Genomic DNA, 24532 nt, shown 5'->3' with positions numbered 1-24532 from the left:
GGGTTTTTTATTGCCCGGAGAAATGCATGTCAGCAGGCACACTCGCAGTAACTAATAATTCAGCAGCGGTTAACGGAACCGGAACAGCGTTTACCACTGATCTGAAAACCGGTGATTTCATCGGCGTTATCATCGGTGGCGCTCCTTATACTCTGGTGGTTTCCGCAATCGCGTCAGATACATCTCTCACCATTGGCACGGCGTACACCGGCCCGGATGCCAGCGGCGTAGCCTGGTACGCTGTTCCCGCTACGCTTCAGGTTGCCATCACTCAAAAAGTGCTGGATGACGTTGCCCGGATGACGCGGGGAATGATTCTGGATAAGGCCAACTGGCAGCAGTTCTACACTGCATCAGGCAACATAACCGTTAATTTGCCGGATAACACGAATGTGACCGGCCCCAGCTGGCCTGCAATGCAGCAAACAATCAACAATGGCATCAACGGCAAAGCGGCCAGCGGCGCTAACAGCGACATCACATCTCTATCCGGTCTGACTACAGCGTTGTCTGTAGCGCAGGGCGGCACGGGACAAAAAAGCGCCCAGGCATTTCTGACTAACGCCGGAATGATCAGTACCTACAACAGTTTCACACTGCCTTTTACCGACAGGAACATGCGTGTGGTCGTTGATTCTGTTGTTACCACAACAAATGCGTCAGGTGAAGGTACTGTCAATTACCCGAACACATTCGCAAACGTCTGCATTGCCTGTATTCCCGTTATAGCCTATCAATCAGGCATCAGCATTATGGTAATCAACTATAACAGCAACCGAATAACGGGATTTGATTATGCCGTTTTTAACGGGACTAACAGGCAGACAAACAGCACAGTGCGCATCAACTACATCGCAATAGGATTCTGACATGTCGAAAAATATGTACAGCTTAAAAACTCTGGGATTTTATCCGGCAGATGAGGAAGGGCAGAAGCCATACGTTGAAGCGGGATCGCTGCCTGACGACCTAAAACCCATCAGCGATGAAGATTACACAGCCTTCTTCAATCCCCCTGATGGCTACTATGGCTTGTTTGATGAGACAGGCCCGCACCTTGAGAAAAACCCAGAGCCTGATCCCGCGATTGAAAATTTACAGAAGGCTCAGACAGAGTACGATTCCGCGTCTGAGCACATCACAGCACTGCAACAACGCATTGATGATGACGATTACAACGACACGAACACTGAAGAATATGTGAAAGCCGAAAAAGCAACCTGGACGACTTACCGCAAAGCGCTACGTGCTTACATTGCTGCGGGGGATGGAACGAAGGAATTACCAACAGCGCCGATTGAGGAAGGATCATAAACGACTTCAAGTCTGTTTAATTCCATTTGTGCTCAGGATGTTGAATTTTTCATGAAGTGACTTCGGATACAGCTCTGTGTAAACCTGCCACAGTACGTTAAGCGATCTATGACCGGTTACCTGGGCCACTTCTTCTATGCTGAACCCTGCTTCGAAAAGTCGGCTGGCTCCTTCGCGGCGCAGGTCATGATATCGCAAGTCTTCTATACCCAGCGCTTTTCTGACGCGCTGAAAACCAGCGGTGACAGAGCGGGAATTATAGGGAAAAATCAATTCGCTGTTTCTGGGTTGTCGCTGCACGATATTCCAGGCTTCTCCGAGCAGCGGAACCAGCATATGGTTGCCAGACTTTTTGCGTGGATCTTTTCTGTCTCTGACCAGCACCGCCTTTTGTTTTTCTTCCACATCATCCCAGCGAATTTTGCATACTTCGCCTACCCTCATACAGCTCAGGATTGAAAAGTTAAGAATATCAACGAAGGGTATTTTTGCCGCGACGTGATCGCTTCTGGCCTCCAGCCCTGCAAGCAATCTGTCTAATTCGTTGCTAACCGGGCGGCGGCTGCGGCGTCTGGATTTGCCGATCAGCCCCATCTGGAGCAGTAGCGGTCTTGCATCGGTTGCAGGATTAGTTGTGTATTCGATACCCCAGACAGGTTTAGCGGACGCAAGAACGGAAGACAGATAACTCACATCGTGGTTTATGGTGGAAGGGCCGGCACCAGCACCGTTACGCTGGCGACAGTGCTCAATAACGTGGCTTGTTGACAGGTCTGCAAGGGGCATTTCGGATATGTCACAGTCCAGCAACATATCCAGTACATAGCGTTTTGTGCGTCCGGCTTTGCCACCCAGATTGGGATCATTGATGTAGCGTTTTAACAGGTCACCAACAGTCATTTTATTTATGTCATTGGCAGTCGGCACCCCATTTGTTTCCAGTTCAGCAACCCTGCCAGCACCCCACGTTTTTGCATGTGCCTGTTTACTGAATGTCCGGTTTTCCCTCCAGATGTATTTCCCACCTTCTTTAACTCCCACCGTACAGCGGTAGCGTAAAGTACCATCGGCGCGTTGCCGTTTTTCTATGCTATAGTAGGCCATGATTTTCCTTTACCTTCATTCAGCACCCCATAAATAAGGGGTGCTGCTGGGGGTGCTGATAAAGAAAAAATACGACATAAAGATAAAAAATGCACGAAAATAAAGAGTATCGTAATCCCCACCAATCCAGTGTAAATAGCGGCTTAGCGCCAAAATACGGCCCTCACCGCTTCAGCGTCGCCCCGATGTAGATCGGCACGATGGCTGCCGCGCCACCCACGGCCAGACCGAGGATAAAGCGAAAGGTGATCATGATGGTCACCGTGGGGGCCATCGCGTAGCCCAGCGAACCCAGCATAAAGACGATCGCCATGATCAGAATGACTTTTTTACGGCCAAAACGGTCGGCAACCCGACCGGCAAATACCGCGCCGATGGCGGAGCCGAGAATCATAAAGCTGGTGACCATACCGGTGGTCAGTGAAGTGAGGTGCAGATCGTGCTTCATAAAAAGCAGAGCGCCGGCGATAACGCCGGTGTCATAGCCAAACAGCAATCCGCCAAGCGTGGCGATAAAAGCAATTACTTTCACCAGCGGTTCGGTTGGCTGTAGTGCCGTGGTGCCGGATGGCCCGCTGTTTGATTGTTCAGTCACAAGTTACTCCCTGGCTAATGCTCTCGTTGTGGTTATTGTGTGACAGGAGTCACACCAGTTTTAAATCTAATTCACCGCTGAGGTTTTGGTAGCAAATGGGGGAAATAAATTACAAAGTGCGGAATAAACAGGCAAAGCGTCTGATAAATCGACAAAATGGGGGCATCACAAAGCCAGATGAACAGCAGGGTGAGGAACGGCCAGCAATAACGCAGCAATCGCCGGAGTGATTCCGGCAATTTCAGGAGGATTACGGCAGATTATGCCTGGGCACTGACAGAGGGACAAAGGGGCTTGCGGGGGCGGGCACCCGGTGGCAGCTGTCGGGCATTAAAGCCCGTTTTGTCGGGGATAATTCCGCGACGATAACCGCCATTTGTGGATTCTGCATTGCATTATACTCATCCAGCCAGGCCTGATACTGCGCCATAATCAGCGCGGTATTTTCCTCCGGCTGGGTGGTACGAATGAACAGCTGCGCGGACAGGCGCGTGTTGTCCAGAATATAAACTTCGTACTTCTTATTCCAGGCCGGTGTGTAAGCGCGCTCACGCAGGGTTACATCATTAAAACGCAGATGCCGCCAGCGCGTCAGTCGCTCATAAAAGTGTGCTTTATCCATACGGATTGGTCTCTCCGCTTTCTGGTGAAAATTAAGTTTAATTAAACCTTTACCCGTCTTATTTTTATCCTAGGCTGTTTAAATTTAACCTAAAAAAGAAAATTAGCCAGTTGAGGGCTTTTTTTCGGAAAATTCTAAGCTTAGCGCAAACTTTTTTTTATTAATGAGTTGATATTTATATTATTAAATTGGCTATCCTGAGCGGAGATGTAAATGTTTTCAGCGGTTTCCCCGGCCTTTCCTGCCGCTGACCGGGAGATTTCCAGATGAAAAAGAGCGGGTGGCAGATAAAAAGGCGGCGGGGAAGTAAATGTATTAATTTTGTTCCTTATTTCACCGCGCCTTCAGTCACGCCGCTGATAAATTTGCGTTGAAAGACCAGAAACACGGCCACCAAAGGCAGGATCACAATCATGGCACCGGCCATCAGCACCGGGATATTTACCGTATTTTTGTTCTGGAAAAACATCATACCGATCGGCAGCGTGCGCAGTTCGTCTTTGTTGACCAGAATCAACGGGATAAGAAATTCATTCCACGTCCAGATAAACAGTAACAGCGCCAGCGTGGTCAGCGTGGGCACAATGGCCGGAACCAGCAGTCGCCACAAAATCCGCCAGCGTTTTGCGCCGTCCATCACTGCGGCTTCCACCAGTTCTTTGGGCACCTGCTGGAAGGCGGTGGCAATCATCAGTGTGGTAAACGGCAGTGACAGCGCAACCTGCGGCAGGATCAGCGCCAGATAAGTGTTGGTCAGACCCATCCAGTGCAACTGGTGATACAGCGGAATGATAAAAGCTTCGCCGGGCAGCACCATACCCAGCGCCATCAGCGCGGCAAAAGCCCGTTTGCCAGGAACACGTAAAAAAGCGAAGCCAAATCCCGATAAAATGCCCAGCCCAATGCTGGCGATCACCACCGGAAACACCACCAGCACCGAGTTAAGGAAATAGGTGCGAAAGTGACCTTCCTGCCAGGCGGAGAGATAGTTGGCAATACTCAGCTGAGAGGGCAGGGTAAACACACCGGCAAACAGCTCACTCTGGGTTTTAAACGACGTCAGCAGCGCCATAAGAAACGGCAGAACCGTGGCAATGGCGACAAACCAGATAACCGCCCGCGAAATAAGCGAATTTCCCCGCATTAGTAACGCTCCCTGATAGCAAAATGAATAATGCTGTTAATAGCAAAGACCAGCAGCATGCCGACTATCGCCACCGCCGACGCATAGCCGTAGTGGCGCAGATCGAAGCCCTGTTGATACATATATAAATTGGTGACCAGCGTGGAGGTGCCCGGCCCGCCGTGGGTCATCACATAGACCAGATCAAAGGCTTTCAGGCTGGAAATCACCGTCAGCAGCAGCGCCACGCGGATTTCAGGGCGCAGGCCCGGCAGGGTGATGCGGATAAATTTCTGCCTGCGTGACGAACCATCAAGATCGGCGGCTTCGAGCAGGGAGGGATCCATTCGCTGGATGCCCGACATAAACAGCACCAGGCAAAAACCAAAAAAATACCAGGTCGCGACCAGACCCACAGCCGGTAAGGCCCAGTTAAAATCCCCCAGCCATGAGAGGGCGAACTGAGGCAGGCCGACGGCACGGAAAAAATGGTCAATGGGGCCAAACGCCGGGTTATACAGCCAGCGCCATACCACCCCCAGTACGGCCATCGGCATGATGTAAGGCAGAAAAAACAGAATGCGTAAAACGCTGCGCTCGCGGGGGTTGCGAGTGTCATTAAGAAAACTGCAAAGCAACAGGCCAATACAGAGTGGGATCAGGGTATAAAACAGCATCAACAGCGCGTTGTTTTTGATCGATATCCAGAACACCGGGTCGCGGAACATCTGCACGAAATTGTCCAGACCAATAAATATTGGTCGCGTGGCTCCGTCCCATGAGGTCAGGCTGACGCCGACGGATACCAGCAGCGGGAACAGCAAAAAAAGCGCATAGACCAGTAAGGCGGGCAAAATATACAGGGCATTTTGCAGTGGTGATTTATTAAGCATGGCGATGTTCTCCCTGCATACTGCGGAATAAAGCGCCCGGACGCCGTGCGCCGGGCCTGGAGATTATTTTTTCAGGCTGGTGAGATACTGCTGATAGTTAGCATCCAGTTTTTCACTCATCTGCTGTGGCGTCTGCTTATCCGCCAGCAGCAGCTGCACATTTTCGTTCAGCGCATCGCCCATCGTTGGTGTGGCCCAGTCAACGTAATGACCCAGACCGTCATGCTGGTTCACCGCAGTCCAGACGTTGTAAACATCAGCCAGCAGAGGGTTATCCGCAGGCAGGCGGGCGTTCTTGTTGGCGCTGGCGGGCAGGAAACCGGCCTTCAGCCACTTATCTGCCATCTGGTCGGAAACGATGTAGTCGATATATTTTGCCGCCGCATCCTGTTGTGCTTTGGTTTTTGCCGTCAGGGTAATGGAGAAAGGCAGGTCGGTGCCCCCGACCATTAAGGGTTCTTTTACGCCATCAGCCGGAGGGAACGCGGCGAAATGAATGTCCTTATTCTCTTTAAATTGCCCCATATACCAGGTACCACTGACAAAAAAGGCCGCCTGCCCGCTCTGGAACAGGGTGGCGGCATCATCTTTACCAATCCCCTGGAAACCAGGGAAGAAGTAGCCCTTATGGTTCCATTCCTGCATCACCCGGGCGGCTTTTTGTAATCTGGCGTCTTTAAACGTGCCGCCAACGTCATAGATCAAATCATCCATCCCTTTACGGTCGCTACTGGGGATCTGGCCCTGCCACAGCGTGGTCAGCATCTGCTGTCCTGCTGAACCGTCAAGCAGACCCAACATCAGCGGCGGCGTTCCCTGTTCTTTCAGTTTTGCCAGGGCGGCTTCAAATTCCGACCACGTTTTCGGCGGAGCGATCCCCGCTTTATCCAGTAATGCCTTGTTGTAATAAAGCCCCACCATTTCCCCTAGGCTGGCAACGCCGTAAAGCTTACCGCTGCCGAATTCCTGTTTATCTGACCAGCGGTTACGTTTCAGAATTGAATCAGGAAAGCGAGTGGTCCAGCCGTACTGTTTTGCATAATCATCCAGCGGGATCAGCAGCTTCTCTTTTACCAGTGCGCCCATATCGCCACCGCCCTGATTAACCTGAGCAATCTGCGGACCATCACCGGAGTTGAGAGAAAGTTTCAGTGGGATGCGGGTGTCATCAAAAGAGTGCACCGAGCGTTCAATGGTCACGCCGGGATTGCTGGCGGTGAATGTTTTAATGGCTTCGTCTACGGCGCAGGTCTGGGCGGGATAGTTGTAAATATCCCATTCAGCCAGCGTGGTGGCCGCCTGAGCCGGGAACAGCGTGCTCAGTAAAGCGCCTGCCAACAACGACAGCACCGGACGGGAAAGGGACATGCGGGAATGACGGGAAAGCCTGGCAGCAATGAACATGGATCTGTTTCTCCAGCATCAGTGGCGCATCCTTTCAGGGTAACAACCGACTCTCCCGCAGGTTGTATGAGGGCGTAACTGACAGCCTTCATTCATACTTACTTTAATGATTAAATAAAGTCAAACATCATCCAGGCAAGATTAACAACGCGCCATGCCCGCAATAAAAACCAGAATAAGGTATTTTTACAGTGTTAAATCCTGGAAAGTTGCCGGATGACCGCCTGAAGGTGATGGCCGGTGGTGATTCACTCTGTCCGGCAGCTTACGTTTCTGCTCTTTCTAAGCTGCTGAATGGTCATATGAAAATAGTATGTAACCCGAAGGGAAGCGACTTTTTACTGGCTGTTGATGGCGAAAAATGGCCGTTTCGTCGCTGCACTGGCTTTTCAGCCCGCCACGAGCGCTGCGTAAATTTTCAGACTGTGATCCCTGACAGAATAATCAGCAGTTGCCTGCCCGTTGAGCTAATTATTTTATGTTGAAAACTAAGTCGCTTTTATTTAAGTTGGTGACTTGTTAATCACCATGTGATGGGTGCTGATAATGACTTTTGCTGAAGGACGTATTCGTCAGGCAACGGCCAGCGATACAGACGCGCTGTATGAAATCTGCCTGAAAACCGCCGATGCGGGCAAAGATGCCAGCGAACTCTATTCCGATCCGCACTATCCCGGCCTGCGTTTTGCCGTCCCTTACGCCCGCTTTGCCCCGGACTTTGCTTTTGTACTGGAAAAGGAACAGAAGGTGGTGGGCTATGTGGTTGCCGCGCCGGATACTGTGGCCTTCGAGCGGCGGCTGGCGCAGGCGTGGTGGCCGCAGGTGGCGGAGCGCTTAAGCGAACGTCAGCCGGTTGCGGCGCTGGACAGCAAAATTCTGGATTCCGTACGTCATCCCGAAACGGCGTCGGAGGCGCTGACCACGCCTTTTCCAGCCCATCTGCATATTAACCTGCTGCCGGAGGCACAGCGCGGTGGCTGGGGACGGCGGCTGGTTGTACAGCAACTGGCCGCGCTGAAAGCCGCCGGGGTGAAAGGGGTTTACGTTGGTATCAGCTTACAAAATGAGCCGGTCACCGCTTTTTATCAGCGTCTGGGTTTCCATTTTTTATTTCGCAGCAATGCCATCTATATGGGGCAGGATCTGAACTGAGGGCGCTATGGGCACACTGCAATTAAGCAACGTCAAAAAGTCTTACGACCATGTCAACGTGATCCACGGCATCGATTTGCAGATTGCGAAGGGTGAATTTATTGTCTTTGTCGGCCCGTCGGGCTGTGGCAAGTCAACGCTGCTGAGAATGATTGCCGGGCTGGAAGAGATAAGCCAGGGTAAGCTGCTGATCAACGGTAAAGATATGACACATCAGCCTGCCACCGAGCGCGGTATTGCGATGGTTTTTCAGTCCTATGCGCTCTATCCCAATATGTCGGTAAAAGGCAATCTGGCTTATCCACTGGAAGTGGCAAAGCGCCCGAAGGCAGAAATTGAACGCCAGATTGCCGCCACCGCTGAGAAGCTGCATCTGACCGAACTGCTGGACAGGCTGCCAAGAGCCCTATCCGGCGGTCAGCGGCAGCGCGTGGCAATAGGTCGGGCAATTATCCGCCAACCGGACATTTTCCTGTTTGACGAGCCGCTTTCCAATCTGGATGCAGAGCTGCGGCTGCAAATGCGCATTGAGATTGCGAAACTGCACGGGAGCCTGGGCAACACCATGATTTATGTCACCCACGATCAGCTGGAGGCGATGACCCTGGCCGACCGGATAGTGGTGCTGCGTCAGGGGCAGATTGAGCAGGTGGGTGCCCCGCTGGCGCTTTATCATGACCCGGATAATCAGTTTGTTGCAGGTTTTATTGGTTCTCCCAAAATGAATTTCCTTCGTGCGCAGGTGGTTGCTGCTTCGTCAGGCAGGGTCCAGCTGTCGGTGCCGGAACTGAATCTGACGTCGCTGAGCCTGCCGGTGCAGCAGCCATTGCAATCCGGTCAACAGCTGACGCTGGGCATCCGACCGGAGCACTTTGCCGCAGCGGCAGGGGCGAATCCGGATGATATTTTTTCCGCCAGGCTGTCGTATGCCGAACGACTGGGGCATACCAGCTATCTCTATCTGGATTGTGGCGGTGAAAACCTGCTGGTGATCGAAGCCAGGCAGATGGATGAGGTGGCAGTGGGGGAAAGGATGCAACTGGCGCTTAACCCGGCGCACTGCCTGCTGTTTGGCAGGCAGGGCCAGCGCGTGCGTTAATTCAGGTTTCGCTGTCTGCCTCGGCCGACAGCACATCAATCAGCCGGTTCACCGCGAAGCCTGCGGCACCCAGCGCCCACATGCGGTTTGAGTCAGTCAGAAACTGCAACGGGGTAACCTGTGGCGTCAGTTTCAGGCGATATTCGCGGAAGCTCTGGTTGATGTGATCGAGCAGAATACGTGAAGCCATCTGAGGCTCCATCGCCAGATAAATAATATCGGGGTCGTAAGCCACGGCGAGATTTGCCAGTGAAATCCCCAGCTGCTGTCCGGCCGTTGCCATGACTTCCAGTGCCAGCGGTGACGGATGCGTGTCCAGCGCCTCCAGGTTTGGCACCGGCGTTTCCCCCGCCTCTTGCAGAATGCGTAAAATGGCCTTAGATGAGGCCACTTCTTCCAGCGTGGAGCCGTTGCTCAGCAGCGCATTGCCAATTTCTCCCGCCGTGCCGGTCCGTCCGCGATACAGCGTGCGTTCCAGAATAATTCCCGCACCAATCCCCTTGCCGTAGGTGGCGATAACTGCCGATTGCGCGTTGCCCAACTGACCAAAAACCAGCGTAGCCAGCGCCAGTGCATTCGCATCATTTTCAATATAAACCGGGATAGCAAAGCGCTGTTCAAGTAATGAAGCGATAGCCACGTACTGCCAGTTCAACACCGTGGAACGCAGGCAGTGGCCGGTGGTGGGATCGACCAGTCCGGCAAGCGCCAGACCGATTGCCGCCACGCGTTTGTCATTGACGGTTTTGAGAAAACGAGCGAGCGCGTCGCTCAGCTGTGCTGGCGTCAGCTCGCCGGAGGGGATCTGCTGCTCGACAATCAGGTTGCCGGTCAAATCGGTCAGCACAATCAGGTTGCGCTCGGCATTCAGCTGGATACCGACCACGGTGGCATAGTCCGGGTTCAGGCCGAGCAGCGTTTTGGGACGCCCCATCGAAACACGCTTCAGCCCTTTTTCCTCGATGATACCGAGGCTCAGCAGGCGGTTAGTTGCCTGAGAAACGGTGGACATACTCAGTCCACTACGCACTTTCAAATCGGACTGACTGACCGGTGCGTTTTCAACTATAAGCCGCAGAATGCGTGCGGTAACGTTTGGAGCCATCATATCCGGAGGGTGTCTCAACGAAAAAGTAAGCGGCAGCCTGTGCCACAGTTGCGGCCGCCGGGTAGCATCAGCAGCGCCGCGCCAGTTGCAATGCGCCTGACAACGCATCGTTGCGCGCCGGGACGATTTTCTCGCGCAGCGCCTGCGAGAGCCAGGGAAGTACCGGTGCTGCCAGCCCCCCCATCAGTGCCAGCGGCCACTGACCGTTGCCGGTCAGGGCATCGGCCATCTGCGCAATCTCCGCAGCCGTTTCGGCAATCAGCGATTCCGCCAGGGGATCCCCCTGCCGGGCGGCGTCAAAGGCCCATGGCGAAAATTGCCCCCAGTCGCCCGGCGTGGCGGACCTGCTCCAGCACAGAAGCTCGTCAGGCGAGTGACTGAAGTGGCCCATAACCTGAGTGGTCAGCGGGCTGGAAGGGATCAAGCCTTCATGGGCCTGCAACGATTTGCGTATCGCACGCTGTCCAAGAATCGCCCCGGAGCCCTGATCGGAAAGGGCAAAGCCCCAGCCGCCGATATGCCGGAAATCTGCACCATCCCACACCACGCCCTGGCTACCGGTTCCGACAATCAGCACCGCGCCCGGCTCACCACCGTGTGCGCCGGTACAGGCAATTTCCACGTCTGACAGCAGCGTCACGCGGGCGAAGGGGAAAGGGATCTGATGCAGGCGGGTAATGACCGAAGGCACATTGGCACCGGCCAGCCCCAGCACGGCACGGGTTTTCTGCCAGATAGCGGATGTCAGGCCGGTAGCCCTGAGGGTTTGCTCAAACAGCGCGTTGAGAGTCAGTAGCGCGGTGTCAAAGTCGGAATAAACATTCGCGGCCCCACTTTTACATTCGGCCAGCACGGTGCCATCAGCGGCGGCGAGGCGGGCACGGCAGTGTGTTCCTCCGCCATCGACGCCGATCAAAAATTCAGGTTGCATGATCCTCCCGTGACCGGCGCTGGTGCGTAATCCACGAAATAACGGGCTTGTATGAGCGAGTCGCTACGATAAGTTAAAAAAACTTAAATCGCAATAACAAATAAATATGGATGATTTAATTTAAATTAATTTTATAAAAATCAGTTGATTAATGTTTTTATCTTTTTTGGTTTTGGCTTTGATTGTTGACATTAGTTTTTCTGTCGTAATAAGTTGGTGCTGAATAATAACACAGGCGCGTCGGACTGAATCTGCACTCTGACGGTGACAACCAGTAATGTAGCCTGAATCACTCAGGCAGGGGCCAATATGAAAGTAGCTATCGTCGGGCTGGGCTTTCGTCTCTCTAACGTGGTAAATGAGTTTAAAAAGGCAGACCCGGATTTCACTGTTGTTGGTTATGTTGATCCCGCTCCGGCCGGGCTGCCGGGCCTGGAAAAATTTGGTATTCCCGCAGGAAAAGCATTTGCCTCGCTGGATGATATGCTGTCTGCTGGCGGTTTTGATCTGCTGATGGTCGGCTCTCCCAACTATCTGCATCTGGAGCATATCCAGGCCGGTCTGGAGGCCGGCGTGCGTGTTTTCACCGAAAAGCCGGTGGTGGTAGATGAACCACAGACCCTGGCGCTGGCAAAACTGGTGGCACAGTACGGTGAACAGAATATCCTTGTTGGGCTGGTGTTACGCTATTCGCCGCTGTACCACGATTTGCTCCAGGCGAAAGCGCAAAACCAGCTGGGGGAAATAACCTCCATTGAAGCCACCGAACACATCAAGCCTTATCATGGCGCCTTCTTCATGCGCGACTGGCGTCGTTATGAGCGCTATGCCGGGCCTTATATCCTTGAAAAATGTTGCCATGATATCGATCTGTATCAGGGGCTGATGGCTGAGCGGCCCGTGCGCGTTGCCAGTTTTGGTGGTCGTAAATCTTTTACGCCACAGCACGCGCCGCAGGGAGAGGTTACCGCCGACTCAACCCTCTACCACGTCAAACCCAGTGGCTGGTCGTCAACGGATGCGGTGTTTGACAGTGATGCTGATATTGTTGATTACCAGACCGCCATCGTGGAGTACAGCGGCGGTGCGACGCTGGCATTCCATGCCAATCTCAATGTCCCGGACGAGTTCCGCCGCTTCTGTGTGATGGGCACAGACGGCATGGCCGAAGGGGATTTTGTCCGTAACTATTTCCAGGTACACGATGCCCGCACCGGGGAGAAAACGGTATCCACCCGGTACGAGGGAAATGCCTATGATGGTCACTATGGCGCAGATGCGTTAATGGCGGCGGAAATTGTCAGGCATATTAAAACCGGCTCGCCGCTAAAGGTGTCAGTAATTGATGCGCTGGAAGCCGGTCTGACGGCAATTAAAATTGATCAGGCGCGTAAATCGCGCACGGTCATTGATCTGAGCGACAGCTGGGCGGCTTTTGATGCCTGCCTGGGGCGATAAACTCACCCCGGCGTCTGTGGTATGACTGTCCCGACAGCGATTTTTGCTGCGTTTCATCATCGCGGTGATGAAGTAAATGTCCGCTGGAGATTCTTTTTATGCTCCAGCTTTTATGGCGGCGAAGGGAGAGAAAAAAGCCGCTGACGTGCCTGTCAGTTGACTCTTGTTTCTTCACTGCCCTGATTGCGCCAGACTTCACCGCACATCAGCACCGCGCCTGGACGCCTTTCATGGATACGATCGGCAATGCGCTGGCAGGCGGCACGGGTGGGAAAAAGGTGTTCGGATACGGGCAGGGCGTCACAGGCATCGTGACCACATGCGCTGACGAGTAATACGAAGCCAATCAACATAGCTCACTCCGTTGACGTACCAGACCAGACCCAAGTATAGGTGATAAGCGGAGCGGCGGGGTTTTATCAAGCCAGATGGCCGCGTTTCAGCGCCTGATGTTATCGGTTAATCCTGCCACTTTCAGCCGCTGATGATGCACTGCGGCAGTGGCAGGGACCGCTATCCGGCCATCGATTAAGATGAGGCCGGTGCTGGTGCGTGTTATCGCAAAATACTCAATGCTGCGTACTGGTAGTAGTGCTGGTACTGGTGGTGGTGGTTGAACCATCGCCGTCGCCACCGCCTCCCATCGTTGCCAGTGCCACACCGAGGAGTGCCGCGATCCCCCCCAGACCCATGGCATTGGAGTTACCCTCAGCGAGGGTAGTGGCTGCACTTCCGGCTGCTTCTCCGCTGGCCGGTGCGGCATACACCGTGCTGGTGCATGTGGCGATCAGTAACAACAAAGACGCACTTATTCTTTTCATTTCTTATTCATCCCCAAATGGTGTCCGGAAAACTCGTCAGGGAGAATAGTTTTAATTTTTTACATTTAAAACAGGGCGATAAAGCAGGATTTATTGCAGGTCTGATTATGTTGAGCGATAAACAGTACCACTTATTTCCAGATAATTTTAATGGCTCGACGGTTGACAGCAATTCGCAGGAAAGAGCAGCAGATGACCGGCTGGCTTCAGGACGAAAAAATTGCGGAATTATCTTAATGTCGGAGAGCGTACTCTGCCAAAGAGAAAAATAACCCGCTGGCCTGAAATAAGCGCCAGGAATGAGTTGAGTGCAATGCTGATTTTCAGATTAAACGCTGGCGCTATCTTTCTGCTTCAGTCGGGTGAGTAAACCTTTATAACGCATCAGGCTCAGCTGTGTGACAATATTATTGTCTGTAAGGGAATGTGAATGTCATCCCACCAGATGGCGGCAATGTATGCGAATAATCTTAATTTTTCTCCTTCCACGTCAGGTTTTAAGAACTCGTTAAGTTTCTTGTGGCCTACTGGAGTGATTATTTCTCGTCAGGGGTGACTGTATGTTATTAACGGCGTTTTCCTGGATTAAAGATAAGACCGGTTATTTGCAGGAATTCATCTCCGAACCACGAAAAACAGGCACTATCGCACCTTCATCAATGTCGTTGTGCACCACGATGTCTGATGCGGTGGACTGGAACCGCTGTCAGCACATCGCAGAGCTGGGCGCGGGGGATGGCGTGCTAACCCGCCATCTGTTGGCCCGGATGCGACCCGATGCCTCATTGCTGGCATTTGAAACCAATCCGCGTTTCCACACCCAGTTGCAGGAAATTAACGATGCGCGGCTTGAGGTGACAGGAGACTCGGCTGAGACGCTCAGTGGACACTATGACGCGATTTTCTCCGGCCTGCCGCTGTTGTCGCTGCCTCATTCGGTCAGGCATGGCATTTTATCCCGTGCCGCCTCACTGCTTAGCCCGCAGGGCGTATTTGTACAGTTTCAGTACACCTCGCTCTCTGAACCGTTACTCTCCGGCTACTTTGCCTGGAACCGTACTCGCGTACTGCGCAATCTGCCGCCTGCCTGGGTCTATCGCTGTCATTCTCTGGATAATCTCCCACAGCAGGCTGGAGACGGTAGCTGAGTGGTGTGATGTTTTGAGATGGCAATCTCCGGTATCTTTGCCAGGCTTAGTTTTTATCCATAACAGGAGGAGAAGATGAGCACTGAAACCGATTTACCCGTATCAAATGAGGAAGAAGTCTGCACCATTATTGGCAAAGCGGTGGTTGATCTCAGCGTTACCGGACAGCCGGTTAATAAAGCCACGCTGGCGCTTAAGCTGTTAGCGATGGCCGATCAGGATAACGATGAAGAACGCATCTTGCTTTACTGGATTGCCCGGAAGGCAATTAATCAGCCACACAGGTTTGCTGTTGCGGCCTCTTAACGTTCTGTGGCAAGCCGGCCATATTGCCGGAAGCACGGTCACCGCTAGCGTGACCGTGCATGTAGCTGCAATATCAGGTTATTTTGCGTAGCAACGGTATCAGCCGCAGTAGCCAGACGATGGCGGCCGAGATGACAAAACAGGCCAGTGCGACCAGCGGAATGGTCAGGGCCGAATAGTATCCCTCGAAGTTAATCCTCAGAAACGACAAAATCGTCTCCAGCACGATAATGTGCACAAAGAAAATTCCCAGGCTCAGCCTCGACAGGCTGCGAACCAGATTGAACACCCATTTTTTCCAGCGAAATTCGGCATTCAGCAGCATAAAAAAGCAGGATAAAGAGACCACCACCAGCGTGGGAGCGGAATAAAACAGAAAAACCTGATTAGGTGCGAAAGTGCTGATGGATAACGAGTAGGTCATCACCGCCGTCAGTACGGTTGAAATAATAAAGATAATAGTCGAAATGGTTACTTTAGGATTAATGTTGAATCGTCTGACCACGCCACCAATAATATAAAATCCGGAAAGATAAATAACTTTATCAATATTACTGGGAGAGGGGATAGGCTGACTTTCCAGCAGGTTGATTTTGACATTATCAAACAGCATATAAACCGATGCCAGGGCAAACCAGACGGCAAGAGTATAATTAATCCGTTGTCGGCTGCCATTCTGAATAAACGTATTTAACAGCGGTGTCACCAGATACAACAAGATCAGGGTATAAATAAACCAGAGATGTGGATAAGCGGGCTTACTGAACAGCTCCAGAAAACTGATGGCTTGCGTGTTGGCATTAATTCGTTGATTGTAGAAAAGATAGATGGCCGACCAGACAATCAGTGGAATCACCAGATTCATCACCCGTTTTTTCAGGGTGCTGAGCAACGATTCATTTTTATTTAATGAGTGATAGCCAGCAATCAGTAAATAAAGTGGAAAAGCGATACGTCCCAGTACTTCATAGGTGACGGAGACCGACCACGCCAGGTGAAAATAGCTGAAGGGAACGGCTGCCGTATGCAACAGAATGACCAGAAATGTCGCTAACAGAGTAAGCAGTTTAAGATTGATTGTTTTAAACGCCTGAGTCCTTGTCACTATCATGCTTTACCGCAGCCTGTCAGATTAATTGTCAACAGGCTAAAGGTAACATACTCCGCCGCAGTGACGTATCTTGAGGCGCGAAAAAAGCATCAGGTACTCGAAGTTGTCACATCCAGCGTGACGCTGGCCGGACAGACAGCATCAGGTTGCACCATCACATATTCCGCTTTGCCCTGGTGAATATACATGCAGGCACGGCCTGCCGTGCCGCCATCCTGTTCCTGAGATAACGCAACCGTGGTTTTTTCAGCCTGTGTCGGCATCACCGTGCCGGTAAAAATAATCATGGCGACCAGCGAAATCCGCTTATTCATTCCTTTCATCATCGACATAACCAGCAGTGAAGTTATCTGGCGTTCCTGTTTTATCGGCGCTGCCAGTCAGAGGCTTAACGGTAGCGCCAGCACCGGGCTTGCTGCAAGGTCCGTGCTGCAATATCGGAATAAACTGGGAGTAAATTCAACATGGCTGGTTATTTACCCCGGGGCACGGATTTTCGGATGTTAAAGACGCGGGGCTTTTCTCAATCTATTGATAGAGATGGTTTTATTTGCAGGGCTGATGCTCCGTTAATTGCTGTGCGAATGAACATCGGAGGAAGAAACTGCCAATTTTTCAGACCATTTGAGTTAAGTCAGGCTGCAATTACCAGATAATTCTGTATTACCGGTGAGGCTTTTTTCAGCCGTTCACTGTACCTGAACGTTCAACAGACGGAACGTTAATTTCAGACAGGACAACCCGGGCGAATGTTTTTACCGCAGATTGATCGCGGTGAATTCTAAGTTACTGCGGTCATTTGTACAGCGGCAGATAAAAATGAGAGTCAGGACCCTGAATCAGACAGGGACTTTTTTTATTTTGTAAAAATCACCTTTCAGTTTTTTGGTTGTGAACGGTTATTAACCTGTATCGCAATCATTTTCTGAGACAACGCTCGTCCGGCTACTGGTGCATCTGTTAATTCCATCATTGAGCCCGGCCGCTGGCGCTATCTTACTGGTCAAAAATGAAATTCCACAGGAGGGAACGAATATGAAAGGACACGCTATGGCGCAAGGGGCAATCTACCCCGGACGTCTTTCTTCGTCGGTGGGGGCCTGTGGCAGCAATGCGCCTGCCGACGTCAAAAAACTTCAGCAGATGATTTCCGACGCGGGTTACCCGCTGGTCACCGGACGACGCCTCATCGTTGACGGGCGGTGCGGGCAGGGCACCATTGAGGCGATTCGCTGGTATCAGCGGCTGCTGACGCTCTCGCCCTCCTGGCTGGTGATACCGGTGATACATTTTTTATGCAGGCCGTCAGCAGGGCGCTCAGCCCTCACTGGCGACCACGCAATACCATCGGCCCGCTTCACGTGCACGAAGGCCAGATAACTTTTGACGCAGAGGGTGTGGACTATCTCACCGCCGTGGCACCCTTCAGGCAGTCGCACTATCCCTTTTTTTCGCGCGTGCTGCACAGCCCACCGATGGGTAATTCGGGCGTCACGCTCGGTCGGGGTTACGACATGGGAAGAAGGAGTCGAGGTGAGATTCATGCCACGCTCATGCAGGCGGGAATCGAGGAGTACAAAGCGGTGATTTGCTCGAAGGCAGCGCACCTGAAGAGCCGTCCGGCCAGAGAGTTTGTGCAGGTGTACGGGCCACTGGTGGGGGAGATCAGCCATAAACAGCAGGTACAGCTGTTTGCGATTGCCTATCAGGCCAAACTTGCTCAGGCGCGCAGTCTGTACGGCAAAGTGGCGAAGAGTGTGCCCGGCGCCCCATCATGGCATGCGCTGGACAGGAAAGTCAGAGACGTGGTTGTCGATATTTTTTATCAGGGAGTGCACAGTGCGCCAGATCTCATCAGGGCAGCGATCAATGGCAAAAAAGCGCTGGCATTTTTTATAAGAAACGACATGAATTTGATGAGATATGAACAACAGCGAAAAAGGTTAAGGTATCTGAAATGAAATTATTAAAATTGATGGTCCTTTTCCTCTTTTCTTCATCAGCAATGACCGCCTTGTTCGAGAGCACGGAAGGGCAGACGTGCTTCAGGCAATATAGTGAACCGGTCCAACAAAATGATTGTCTTTCAAAGGCAAAGCAGCAGAGTGAAACTCATCTGGATGCTTTAATTTCAGAAACGGATAAACGAATTAAAGCTAATAACCCTGGCCCGTTTAATGGCGTAGAGAATATCCCGATAACATCGGGTGATATGTACAGTAAACGTTTTTTGATGGCATAGAAAATATGGAAGCAGTACCGCAAAAAGATGTGCCTTGCGGTGGCGACCAAGCTTGATGAAGACGCTTATGATTATCAATCCTTTATTGACCAGTGCGAAATCAACCTGAATAAGCGACACGAGGAAGAGATTCATCTTATGGGACTTCCTGCTGCTCGCTGAGCATCTGCCAGCCAGGAAACGTTTTTTATCAACCGCCCGGCGTCGTATTAGCGGGCGGCTGTTTTATATTGTATCAGTGCCCTGCCATAACAGAGCGCCTACCCTGACAGGGCAGGTACTGGATAAAGGTCCGGATGATGACGGCTATGCAGGAAGGAGAGGCGGATATGGCCTTTGCCAGAGGAATGATTGCCCAGCATCAGAGGGCGATTGAGATGGCGAAAACCGGGTTGAAACAGGGCAAAGACCCGGAAATGTGCGCGCTGGCGCAAACGAGCATCAAAGCTCAGCGGTCGGAGATTGACCAGATGCAGCACTGGCTGAAGCAGCAGAAAAAATAATGCCGGTAACGTGATGGAAACAAGCGAAAACTTTACCTGCTGATAAGGAAAGTTGTTAAAGTTATCTTTCAACTCTGTCTTATGGAAGCCACTATGTCGTCTGATATTTCTCATCCATCCAGCAGCCCAAAACAAGCTGCGCTTCAGCTGGTGATTGAGCTGGTTCGCGCAGGAAAGCTCAGCCCATTGCAGGGAGATGCCTCAAATATGATCTCTGTCTATGAACAGTTCAAGGCGCACTTTGAAGCGGACAAACAGAAAAAATCTGCTGATTCTGCCATTTCCTGACCTGTCACCCCGGAGGCGATGACCAGCCAGCAGATGGTCTGGTCATCGGTTTCCATACCGCTGGCTGGCTCAGCGAACGATATGCCCACTCTCCATTCTCACCGCCCGATCGCACATATGATCGATAACATCCGGGTCGTGGCTGACCAGTACCATCGTCAGGTTATCCTGCTGTTTCAGCCGGTTGAGCAGATTAAGGATCTCGGCCTGTACCGACATATCCAGAGCGGAAGTCGGCTCGTCAAGCAGCAGGATTTTTGGCTCCAGCAACAGCGCCCGCACAATAGCCACGCGCTGACGCTGGCCGCCTGAGAGCTGGTGGGGATAACGATCGGCCAGCGCGGGATCAAGCCCGACGTGGCGAAAACCGCTGTCGATGCGATCATTGATATCGGGCATCTGCAACAGCTTCAGCGGCTCTGCCAGCGTGCGACGCAGGCGATGACGTGGATGCAGGGAAGCATAAGGATCCTGAAAAACCATCTGCACATCGCGCCTGAGCTGGCCGGTGAACGCCCGACCCGGTGTGACCGGATGTCCTGCCAGCGTCATGCCGCCCTGCCAGTTGGTGTTCAGTCCGGCTATCACCCACAGCAACGATGATTTACCACAGCCTGAAGGTCCGACCAGACCAAAACACTCTCCGGCGTTGACGTTCAGCGACACATCGTGAACCACGGTGCGCTGCTCATAGCCCTGGCGATGAGAAACACTCAGGTCATGCAATTCAATCATGTTCACGGTGTGCCTCCAGCGCCGCACGATCCAGCACCGGCAGCGGCCTGCCATACGTGGCTTTACCCGGGCGACAGGACCACAATGTGCGGGTGTAGGGATGCGTAGCCTGCGGCAATTCGGCGGCGGGAAGCGTGTCGAGGATCCGGCCCTGATACATCACCATCACCCGTTCACAGTGTTCGGAAACCTGTTGCAAATCGTGACTTATCAGCAAAAGCCCCATATTGCGTTGCTCTATCAGACGGCGGATCAGCGCCAGCACCTGATCGCGCATGGCGTGATCAAGAGCGGAAGTCGGTTCGTCAGCGATCAGAAACTGTGGATCGGCAATCAGCGCGATAGCCAGCATCACCCGTTGCCCCATCCCGCCAGAAAGCTGATGGGGGTAGCGCTGCATCAGTGCCGCAGGGTGGGGCAGGCCGACCGCATCCAGCATCTCGCAGACCTTCTCTTTTATTTCGGCCCGACTGTAGCGACTGTGCAGCCTCAGCGGCTCTGCCACCTGCCAGCCGATGGTGCGCATCGGATTCAGAGCGTATTTAGGGTCCTGCATCACCATCGCCAGCTGGCTGCCCCGCAACCTGCTCCAGCGCGCCTCGTTGAAGGTCAGCGCGTTATCACCGGCAATACTGAACGTTTCTGCCTGCAAATGCAGGCCGGGTGACAACAGCCCCATCAGGCTGCGGGCGGTGAGCGATTTTCCGGACCCTGATTCACCGACCAGCGCCACGCGCTCCCGGTCAAGGGTGAAGCTGATGTTGTTAACCAGCGGACTGCCGGTTGCACTGGAAATGGTCAGATTTTTCGCCACAATCGGCGGGAAAGTTTCAGTTGGCATTTCGGCTATCCAGTCGGTCACGCAGGCCATCGCCCGTCAGGTTAAATGCCAGGCTGGCGAACAGAATCGCTCCCCCCGGCGCGGCAGCAACCCACCATTGATCGAAAATCACTTTGCTGCCTTCGGCCACCATTGAACCCCACTCGGCGGTTGGTGGCTGCACCCCCATTCCCAGAAAGCCCAGCCCGGCAGCGGACAGAATAATGCCGCCCAGGCTGAGGGCCGCGCGCACCACCGCGCTGGGCAGGCAGAGCGGTAAAATATGCCCGAACATCAGGCGCAGACCATTAATGCCCTGCATACGTGCGGCGGCGAGATAATCGCTGCGGCGCAGTGCCAGCGTTTCCGCCCGCGCCTGGCGGGCAAACGGCGGCCAGCTGGTGAGTGCCAGCGCCAGCGCGCCGTTGAGTAGTCCCGGACCCAGCATCGCCACCAGCGCCAGCGCAATCACCAGATTCGGCAGCGACAGAAAAATATCGGTCACGCGCATCAGCAGCCGTTCGGTCCAGCCGCCCAGATAACCGGCGCAGATGCCAATCAGCATCCCTACCGGAATGGTCAGCAGCAGGATCAGTGATACCAGCAGCAGCGTCGGCCGCGCGCCATAAATGACTCTGGAGAGCAAATCGCGGCCAAAGCCATCGGTTCCCAGCCAGTGCAGCGCTGAGGGAGGCATCAGGCGGGCAGACATCAGCTGTGCATTGGGATCGAAAGGGGCCAGCAGCGGGGCCAGCAGGGCGGTAATAATCAGCACCGCGACCAGCGCACAGCCCGTGGTCAGCGAGGTGACGCGTGGACGCCGGCGGCGTGGTGCGGGAAGGTCAATATCAGTAAAATTTTGCGTCATCGGGTTCTCGCATCGGTGAGCCAGGTTAACGCATCTGCCAGCGCATTGAGGGTGATAAAACAACCGCCAATCAGCAACGTGGAACCCAGGATGGCCGGCGTATCGGCGGCAAACAGCGCGGTGGTCATATAGCGACCCACGCCGGGCCAGGCGAATACCGTCTCAGTCAGCACCGAGCCTTCCAGCAGCGAAGCGTAAGAGAGCGCCAGCACGGTGATTAATGTACCGCGAACGTTGGGCAGTACGTGCAGCAGCAGAATACGGCCCCGGCCAGCGCCTTTTGCCCGGGCCAGCGTGACATACTCTTTGCTGCTCTCTTCCAGCAGGGCGGCGCGTAACAGACGGGTGATACCCGCCATCGACAGCAGTCCCAGCACCACCACCGGCAGCCAGAGGTGGGCGACGGCATTACGAAACATCTCCGCATCGCCAGAAAGCCAGCTGTCCACCAGCACCAGGCCGGTTTTCGGTTCCAGCGTGTAGACCCAGATATCGTCAAGTCGTCCGGGACCCGCCGACCAGTGCAGCACGGCATAAAACAGCAGCAGCCCCAGCAGCCCCAGCCAGAACACCGGCACCGAGTAGCCGAGCAGCGAGATGAAACGGGCAAGATTATCCACCAGGCTGCCCGGTTTCCAGGCGGCGAGCAGCGCCAGCAAAATACCGAAGAAAGCGCCAAACAGCATCGCGCAGGTAGCCAGTTCAAGGGTGGCCGGGAAGGTACGCAGCAGATCGCTGGCTACCGGCTGACTGGTCAGGCGGGAAATACCCAGATCGCCGTGAGCAAGGTGGGTGAGATAGTACCAGAACTGCATCAGCAGCGGCTGATCCAACCCCATTTCACGTCGCGCCTGGGCGTAGGTGGATTCACTGGCGTGATCGCCCACAATCTGCAACACCGGGTCCACCGGCGACAGATGGGAGAGCATAAAGGTAAACGCCAGCAGGCCCAGCAGGGTGACGGCCAGCGACAGCAGACCGGTGAGTAATTGCCCGCCGCGCAGCCAGAACAGCCGGGCGGACCCGGCTTCAGCACTCATTCCTGCCATTACTTACTGACCTGGCTGTAGTAGACCATATCCGGGTTAATCCCCTGGACATAACCTTTGAGATTACTGCGCAGCGCCAGAAGGTTGCGCGCCTGCAAGCCAACAACATAAGGCGAATTCTGCTGCACTTCGCGCTGCATCGCTTCATACAGCTTGATACGTTTCGCCTTATCGCTTTCTGCCGTGGCCGCCAGCGTCTGCTTGTTCAGCTCCGGGATGTGCCAGTTGGAGCGCCAGGCCAGCGTTTTGCTGCCATCTTCCGGGTTGTAAGCAAAGGCCGCCGCATTGGTATTCGGGTCGAAATAGTCAGCTCCCCATGCGTTCAGCGTGGCTTCATATTTGTGCGCTTTCACCGAGGTGGCAACCTCGCTGCTGATACCTGGAATCAACTCGACCTTAATTCCCCCTTTGGCAAAGCTGGCCTGCAGGGCCTGGGCAATGTCGAGGTAAGGCGGCTGATTACTGACGCTCAGCTTAAAGCTGACGTTTTTCAGTCCGGCTTTGCTGAGAATCGCTTTGGCTTTCTCCGGATCATAGCTGAACGGATTGTCATTCAGCGCACCGAGGAAGCCCTGCGGCAGGAACGACTGATGCACCTGGAACTGACCTTTCAGCAGGTCGTCAGCGATACCGTGGTAATCAAACAGATAACGTGAGGCCTGCCACAGCGCCGGGTTTTTCAGCACCGGATTGGCATCAATATTGAACTGAATGTAATAGAGCGACGCCATCGGAACCGCCAGAGGCGTGACGCCGGATTTGCCTTTCAGCGCGGCGATCTGGTCGGCTCCCAGGTTACGGGCGATATCGGCATCACCCTGCTCCAGCAACAGACGACGGGCAGCCGGTTCGGGGACGTTTTTGATCAACACATTCTTCAGCTTTGGCGCACCCGCCGGTGAGGAGGGGTTCGCTGAGAGCAGCACCACTTCGTGCGGAATATATTTGCGGATCTGGAACGGGCCGCTGCCCGCGGAATGCAGCGCCAGCCATTTATTGCCAAAATCGCCTTTCTGCGCGTTGGCCATCGCGGTTTTTTCATCAACGATGGAAGAAACCGGGGCGGCCAGCAGGCTCAACACATAGGTTGGGCTGACGTTGGCCGTCCAGCTTACCTGCACATGTTTGTCATCGATTTTTTTCAGCTGTGCATCAACATTATCTTTGTTCCAGCCCAGCTGGGTCAGGATGAACGATGGGTCAAGATTCAGTTTAACCACGCGGCTGAACGAGAAAATCACATCTTCCGGACGCACCGGATTACCGGAGGCAAATTTTGCTCCGTCGCGAAGCGTAAAGGTAAGGCTGCGGTTATCACTGCCAGGCTGCCAGGAAGAGGCCAGCGTTGGCTTCAGGTCGGTCGGATTTTGCGGATCGGACTGCACCAGCCGCTGATAAAGATTGGTAAAAGCCTGCACCGATGTCAGTTCAAAACCCTCTGCCGGGTCAAAGCTGCTGGCATCATCGATAGACTGAGCAATCACCAACGTATCCGGTGGAGTGGCAGCCTGGGTGGAGAACGAAGCGGCCAGCGCCACGGCAATCATTGACGGAACTACAATTTTCATGACGTTTCCTTACCTTTTAGTGTATTCGCGAGTGTAAATGAGCTTCCCGCCCGATAAATAGTAGATTATTCGCTATCAATATGTAAAAAGGTTATAAGAAAATGGTATTGGTTATAAACATTTAACAGTAGTGGTCAATTCATCCGTCAAATGGCTGTTACTACCGGATCGCCACAGGCCGATCGCGTCTGTAAATTGAAACCAGCAGTTTGTTGTCAGAAGAATTCAGTCTGATGCATTACAGCATTAAAGGAGAGGGCAATTGCTGCC

At 53.4% G+C, this 24532-nt stretch carries 27 protein-coding genes and 2 pseudogenes; 12 read left to right on the top strand and 17 right to left on the bottom strand.

Annotated features, from left to right (window positions below; all coding sequences use genetic code 11):
* Positions 1-869 (top strand): annotated as a pseudogene (locus AC3RPL_RS15405) (hypothetical protein); the annotation flags it as partial.
* Position 870: 1 nt separating this feature from the next.
* A complete protein-coding gene (locus tag AC3RPL_RS15400) occupies positions 871-1314 on the top strand; it encodes a tail fiber assembly protein (RefSeq protein WP_490738815.1) in 444 nt (147 codons plus the stop codon).
* 6 nt (positions 1315-1320) lie between these two features.
* On the opposite strand, the gene AC3RPL_RS15395 is transcribed toward AC3RPL_RS15400, so the two are convergent.
* The 6 genes and pseudogenes from AC3RPL_RS15395 to AC3RPL_RS15370 all read right to left on the bottom strand — a co-directional run bounded on the left by AC3RPL_RS15395 (position 1321) and on the right by AC3RPL_RS15370 (position 7019).
* Entirely contained in the window at positions 1321-2418 is a 1098-nt protein-coding gene (locus tag AC3RPL_RS15395) for a tyrosine-type recombinase/integrase (RefSeq protein WP_490738814.1), read from the bottom strand.
* A 184-nt stretch (positions 2419-2602) separates the two neighbouring features.
* Positions 2603-3013 (bottom strand): annotated as a pseudogene (locus AC3RPL_RS15390) (MFS transporter); the annotation flags it as partial.
* 250 nt (positions 3014-3263) lie between these two features.
* Entirely contained in the window at positions 3264-3635 is a 372-nt protein-coding gene (locus AC3RPL_RS15385) for a hypothetical protein (protein ID WP_490740633.1), read from the bottom strand.
* 328 nt (positions 3636-3963) lie between these two features.
* Positions 3964-4779 (bottom strand): carbohydrate ABC transporter permease, encoded by an 816-nt coding sequence (locus AC3RPL_RS15380; protein ID WP_490740632.1) that lies wholly within the window; start codon positions 4777-4779, stop codon positions 3964-3966.
* Positions 4779-5651, bottom strand: coding sequence for a carbohydrate ABC transporter permease (locus AC3RPL_RS15375; protein ID WP_367168649.1), 873 nt, complete (start codon positions 5649-5651; stop codon positions 4779-4781). The genes AC3RPL_RS15380 and AC3RPL_RS15375 overlap by 1 nt, the downstream gene beginning before the upstream one ends.
* 63 nt (positions 5652-5714) lie before the next feature.
* A complete protein-coding gene (locus AC3RPL_RS15370) occupies positions 5715-7019 on the bottom strand; it encodes an extracellular solute-binding protein (protein WP_490740717.1) in 1305 nt (434 codons plus the stop codon).
* Positions 7020-7601: 582 nt separating this feature from the next.
* Between AC3RPL_RS15370 and AC3RPL_RS15365 the strand changes: the two genes are divergently transcribed.
* A complete protein-coding gene (locus AC3RPL_RS15365; RefSeq protein ID WP_490740631.1) occupies positions 7602-8207 on the top strand; it encodes a GNAT family N-acetyltransferase in 606 nt (201 codons plus the stop codon).
* A gap of 7 nt (positions 8208-8214) precedes the next feature.
* Entirely contained in the window at positions 8215-9306 is a 1092-nt protein-coding gene (locus AC3RPL_RS15360; RefSeq protein WP_490740630.1) for an ABC transporter ATP-binding protein, read from the top strand.
* A gap of 1 nt (position 9307) precedes the next feature.
* Here the strand turns inward: AC3RPL_RS15360 and AC3RPL_RS15355 are convergent, their stop codons facing one another.
* Both AC3RPL_RS15355 and AC3RPL_RS15350 read right to left on the bottom strand, forming a co-directional pair.
* On the bottom strand, positions 9308-10414 hold the full coding sequence (locus AC3RPL_RS15355; protein WP_490740629.1) for an ROK family transcriptional regulator: 1107 nt from the start codon (positions 10412-10414) through the stop codon (positions 9308-9310).
* Positions 10415-10481: 67 nt separating this feature from the next.
* Positions 10482-11345 (bottom strand): glucosamine kinase nucleotide-binding domain-containing protein, encoded by an 864-nt coding sequence (locus AC3RPL_RS15350; protein ID WP_490740628.1) that lies wholly within the window; start codon positions 11343-11345, stop codon positions 10482-10484.
* A 309-nt stretch (positions 11346-11654) separates the two neighbouring features.
* On the opposite strand from AC3RPL_RS15350, the gene AC3RPL_RS15345 reads away from it, so the two are divergent.
* On the top strand, positions 11655-12803 hold the full coding sequence (locus AC3RPL_RS15345) for a Gfo/Idh/MocA family protein (RefSeq protein ID WP_490740627.1): 1149 nt from the start codon (positions 11655-11657) through the stop codon (positions 12801-12803).
* A gap of 152 nt (positions 12804-12955) precedes the next feature.
* Here the strand turns inward: AC3RPL_RS15345 and AC3RPL_RS15340 are convergent, their stop codons facing one another.
* Both AC3RPL_RS15340 and yjbE read right to left on the bottom strand, forming a co-directional pair.
* The gene (locus tag AC3RPL_RS15340) at positions 12956-13156 is read right to left on the bottom strand and encodes a hypothetical protein (protein WP_034933708.1); all 201 of its coding nucleotides are present in this window, start codon (positions 13154-13156) and stop codon (positions 12956-12958) included.
* Positions 13157-13372: 216 nt separating this feature from the next.
* Entirely contained in the window at positions 13373-13624 is a 252-nt protein-coding gene (gene yjbE / locus AC3RPL_RS15335; protein ID WP_490740626.1) for an exopolysaccharide production protein YjbE, read from the bottom strand.
* Positions 13625-14184: 560 nt separating this feature from the next.
* On the opposite strand from yjbE, the gene AC3RPL_RS15330 reads away from it, so the two are divergent.
* Positions 14185-14772, top strand: coding sequence for a class I SAM-dependent methyltransferase (locus AC3RPL_RS15330; protein WP_034933702.1), 588 nt, complete (start codon positions 14185-14187; stop codon positions 14770-14772).
* 75 nt (positions 14773-14847) lie between these two features.
* Positions 14848-15078, top strand: a complete 231-nt coding sequence (locus AC3RPL_RS15325) for a hypothetical protein (RefSeq protein ID WP_490740625.1) — start codon at positions 14848-14850, stop codon at positions 15076-15078.
* Between the two features lie 73 nt (positions 15079-15151).
* On the opposite strand, the gene AC3RPL_RS15320 is transcribed toward AC3RPL_RS15325, so the two are convergent.
* Together AC3RPL_RS15320 and AC3RPL_RS15315 are read right to left on the bottom strand one after the other, a co-directional pair.
* A complete protein-coding gene (locus AC3RPL_RS15320; protein ID WP_490740624.1) occupies positions 15152-16189 on the bottom strand; it encodes an acyltransferase in 1038 nt (345 codons plus the stop codon).
* Between the two features lie 89 nt (positions 16190-16278).
* On the bottom strand, positions 16279-16503 hold the full coding sequence (locus AC3RPL_RS15315; RefSeq protein ID WP_490740623.1) for a hypothetical protein: 225 nt from the start codon (positions 16501-16503) through the stop codon (positions 16279-16281).
* Between the two features lie 721 nt (positions 16504-17224).
* Here AC3RPL_RS15315 and AC3RPL_RS15310 point away from each other — a divergent pair.
* The 5 genes from AC3RPL_RS15310 to AC3RPL_RS15290 all read left to right on the top strand — a co-directional run bounded on the left by AC3RPL_RS15310 (position 17225) and on the right by AC3RPL_RS15290 (position 19222).
* Positions 17225-17569: a peptidoglycan-binding domain-containing protein gene (locus tag AC3RPL_RS15310; RefSeq protein WP_490740622.1), complete on the top strand. Its 345-nt coding sequence runs from the start codon at positions 17225-17227 to the stop codon at positions 17567-17569.
* Positions 17485-18150: a DUF8812 domain-containing protein gene (locus AC3RPL_RS15305; protein WP_490740621.1), complete on the top strand. Its 666-nt coding sequence runs from the start codon at positions 17485-17487 to the stop codon at positions 18148-18150. The genes AC3RPL_RS15310 and AC3RPL_RS15305 overlap by 85 nt, the downstream gene beginning before the upstream one ends.
* A complete protein-coding gene (locus tag AC3RPL_RS15300; RefSeq protein WP_490740620.1) occupies positions 18147-18431 on the top strand; it encodes a hypothetical protein in 285 nt (94 codons plus the stop codon). Before AC3RPL_RS15305 ends, AC3RPL_RS15300 begins: the two co-directional genes overlap by 4 nt.
* Positions 18432-18727: 296 nt before the next feature.
* The gene (locus AC3RPL_RS15295; RefSeq protein ID WP_490740619.1) at positions 18728-18934 is read left to right on the top strand and encodes a DUF305 domain-containing protein; all 207 of its coding nucleotides are present in this window, start codon (positions 18728-18730) and stop codon (positions 18932-18934) included.
* A 93-nt stretch (positions 18935-19027) separates the two neighbouring features.
* Positions 19028-19222 (top strand): hypothetical protein, encoded by a 195-nt coding sequence (locus AC3RPL_RS15290; protein WP_034933676.1) that lies wholly within the window; start codon positions 19028-19030, stop codon positions 19220-19222.
* A 69-nt stretch (positions 19223-19291) separates the two neighbouring features.
* On the opposite strand, the gene AC3RPL_RS15285 is transcribed toward AC3RPL_RS15290, so the two are convergent.
* The 5 genes from AC3RPL_RS15285 to AC3RPL_RS15265 are packed head-to-tail and all read right to left on the bottom strand — an operon-like array spanning position 19292 to position 24262.
* Positions 19292-19957 (bottom strand): ABC transporter ATP-binding protein, encoded by a 666-nt coding sequence (locus AC3RPL_RS15285; RefSeq protein ID WP_490740716.1) that lies wholly within the window; start codon positions 19955-19957, stop codon positions 19292-19294.
* Entirely contained in the window at positions 19950-20798 is an 849-nt protein-coding gene (locus tag AC3RPL_RS15280) for an ABC transporter ATP-binding protein (RefSeq protein WP_490740618.1), read from the bottom strand. Before AC3RPL_RS15280 ends, AC3RPL_RS15285 begins: the two co-directional genes overlap by 8 nt.
* Positions 20788-21645, bottom strand: a complete 858-nt coding sequence (locus AC3RPL_RS15275) for an ABC transporter permease (RefSeq protein WP_261641416.1) — start codon at positions 21643-21645, stop codon at positions 20788-20790. The genes AC3RPL_RS15280 and AC3RPL_RS15275 overlap by 11 nt, the downstream gene beginning before the upstream one ends.
* A complete protein-coding gene (locus AC3RPL_RS15270; RefSeq protein ID WP_490740617.1) occupies positions 21642-22694 on the bottom strand; it encodes an ABC transporter permease in 1053 nt (350 codons plus the stop codon). The genes AC3RPL_RS15275 and AC3RPL_RS15270 overlap by 4 nt, the downstream gene beginning before the upstream one ends.
* Positions 22694-24262 carry an ABC transporter substrate-binding protein gene (locus AC3RPL_RS15265; protein WP_034933661.1) on the bottom strand — a complete coding sequence of 523 codons (1569 nt, stop codon included), beginning with the start codon at positions 24260-24262 and terminating at the stop codon, positions 22694-22696. Before AC3RPL_RS15265 ends, AC3RPL_RS15270 begins: the two co-directional genes overlap by 1 nt.
* Positions 24263-24532: the final 270 nt, after the last annotated feature.

Source organism: Erwinia papayae (genome assembly GCF_058241465.1).
Note: the sequence above shows the minus strand (reverse complement) of the source record. Positions and strands in the feature narration are given on the sequence as shown.

What these genes read in the sequence shown, in the direction of transcription:
- AC3RPL_RS15400 (WP_490738815.1), top strand. Translation starts at nt 871, where the DNA reads ATGTCGAAAAATATGTACAGCTTAAAAACTCTGGGATTTTATCCGGCA.
- AC3RPL_RS15395 (WP_490738814.1), bottom strand. Translation starts at nt 2,418, where the DNA reads ATGGCCTACTATAGCATAGAAAAACGGCAACGCGCCGATGGTACTTTA.
- AC3RPL_RS15385 (WP_490740633.1), bottom strand. Translation starts at nt 3,635, where the DNA reads ATGGATAAAGCACACTTTTATGAGCGACTGACGCGCTGGCGGCATCTG.
- AC3RPL_RS15380 (WP_490740632.1), bottom strand. Translation starts at nt 4,779, where the DNA reads ATGCGGGGAAATTCGCTTATTTCGCGGGCGGTTATCTGGTTTGTCGCC.
- AC3RPL_RS15375 (WP_367168649.1), bottom strand. Translation starts at nt 5,651, where the DNA reads ATGCTTAATAAATCACCACTGCAAAATGCCCTGTATATTTTGCCCGCC.
- AC3RPL_RS15370 (WP_490740717.1), bottom strand. Translation starts at nt 7,019, where the DNA reads ATGTCCCTTTCCCGTCCGGTGCTGTCGTTGTTGGCAGGCGCTTTACTG.
- AC3RPL_RS15365 (WP_490740631.1), top strand. Translation starts at nt 7,602, where the DNA reads ATGACTTTTGCTGAAGGACGTATTCGTCAGGCAACGGCCAGCGATACA.
- AC3RPL_RS15360 (WP_490740630.1), top strand. Translation starts at nt 8,215, where the DNA reads ATGGGCACACTGCAATTAAGCAACGTCAAAAAGTCTTACGACCATGTC.
- AC3RPL_RS15355 (WP_490740629.1), bottom strand. Translation starts at nt 10,414, where the DNA reads ATGATGGCTCCAAACGTTACCGCACGCATTCTGCGGCTTATAGTTGAA.
- AC3RPL_RS15350 (WP_490740628.1), bottom strand. Translation starts at nt 11,345, where the DNA reads ATGCAACCTGAATTTTTGATCGGCGTCGATGGCGGAGGAACACACTGC.
- AC3RPL_RS15345 (WP_490740627.1), top strand. Translation starts at nt 11,655, where the DNA reads ATGAAAGTAGCTATCGTCGGGCTGGGCTTTCGTCTCTCTAACGTGGTA.
- AC3RPL_RS15340 (WP_034933708.1), bottom strand. Translation starts at nt 13,156, where the DNA reads ATGTTGATTGGCTTCGTATTACTCGTCAGCGCATGTGGTCACGATGCC.
- yjbE (WP_490740626.1), bottom strand. Translation starts at nt 13,624, where the DNA reads ATGAAAAGAATAAGTGCGTCTTTGTTGTTACTGATCGCCACATGCACC.
- AC3RPL_RS15330 (WP_034933702.1), top strand. Translation starts at nt 14,185, where the DNA reads ATGTTATTAACGGCGTTTTCCTGGATTAAAGATAAGACCGGTTATTTG.
- AC3RPL_RS15325 (WP_490740625.1), top strand. Translation starts at nt 14,848, where the DNA reads ATGAGCACTGAAACCGATTTACCCGTATCAAATGAGGAAGAAGTCTGC.
- AC3RPL_RS15320 (WP_490740624.1), bottom strand. Translation starts at nt 16,189, where the DNA reads ATGATAGTGACAAGGACTCAGGCGTTTAAAACAATCAATCTTAAACTG.
- AC3RPL_RS15315 (WP_490740623.1), bottom strand. Translation starts at nt 16,503, where the DNA reads ATGAATAAGCGGATTTCGCTGGTCGCCATGATTATTTTTACCGGCACG.
- AC3RPL_RS15310 (WP_490740622.1), top strand. Translation starts at nt 17,225, where the DNA reads ATGAAAGGACACGCTATGGCGCAAGGGGCAATCTACCCCGGACGTCTT.
- AC3RPL_RS15305 (WP_490740621.1), top strand. Translation starts at nt 17,485, where the DNA reads ATGCAGGCCGTCAGCAGGGCGCTCAGCCCTCACTGGCGACCACGCAAT.
- AC3RPL_RS15300 (WP_490740620.1), top strand. Translation starts at nt 18,147, where the DNA reads ATGAAATTATTAAAATTGATGGTCCTTTTCCTCTTTTCTTCATCAGCA.
- AC3RPL_RS15295 (WP_490740619.1), top strand. Translation starts at nt 18,728, where the DNA reads ATGATGACGGCTATGCAGGAAGGAGAGGCGGATATGGCCTTTGCCAGA.
- AC3RPL_RS15290 (WP_034933676.1), top strand. Translation starts at nt 19,028, where the DNA reads ATGTCGTCTGATATTTCTCATCCATCCAGCAGCCCAAAACAAGCTGCG.
- AC3RPL_RS15285 (WP_490740716.1), bottom strand. Translation starts at nt 19,957, where the DNA reads ATGATTGAATTGCATGACCTGAGTGTTTCTCATCGCCAGGGCTATGAG.
- AC3RPL_RS15280 (WP_490740618.1), bottom strand. Translation starts at nt 20,798, where the DNA reads ATGCCAACTGAAACTTTCCCGCCGATTGTGGCGAAAAATCTGACCATT.
- AC3RPL_RS15275 (WP_261641416.1), bottom strand. Translation starts at nt 21,645, where the DNA reads ATGACGCAAAATTTTACTGATATTGACCTTCCCGCACCACGCCGCCGG.
- AC3RPL_RS15270 (WP_490740617.1), bottom strand. Translation starts at nt 22,694, where the DNA reads ATGGCAGGAATGAGTGCTGAAGCCGGGTCCGCCCGGCTGTTCTGGCTG.
- AC3RPL_RS15265 (WP_034933661.1), bottom strand. Translation starts at nt 24,262, where the DNA reads ATGAAAATTGTAGTTCCGTCAATGATTGCCGTGGCGCTGGCCGCTTCG.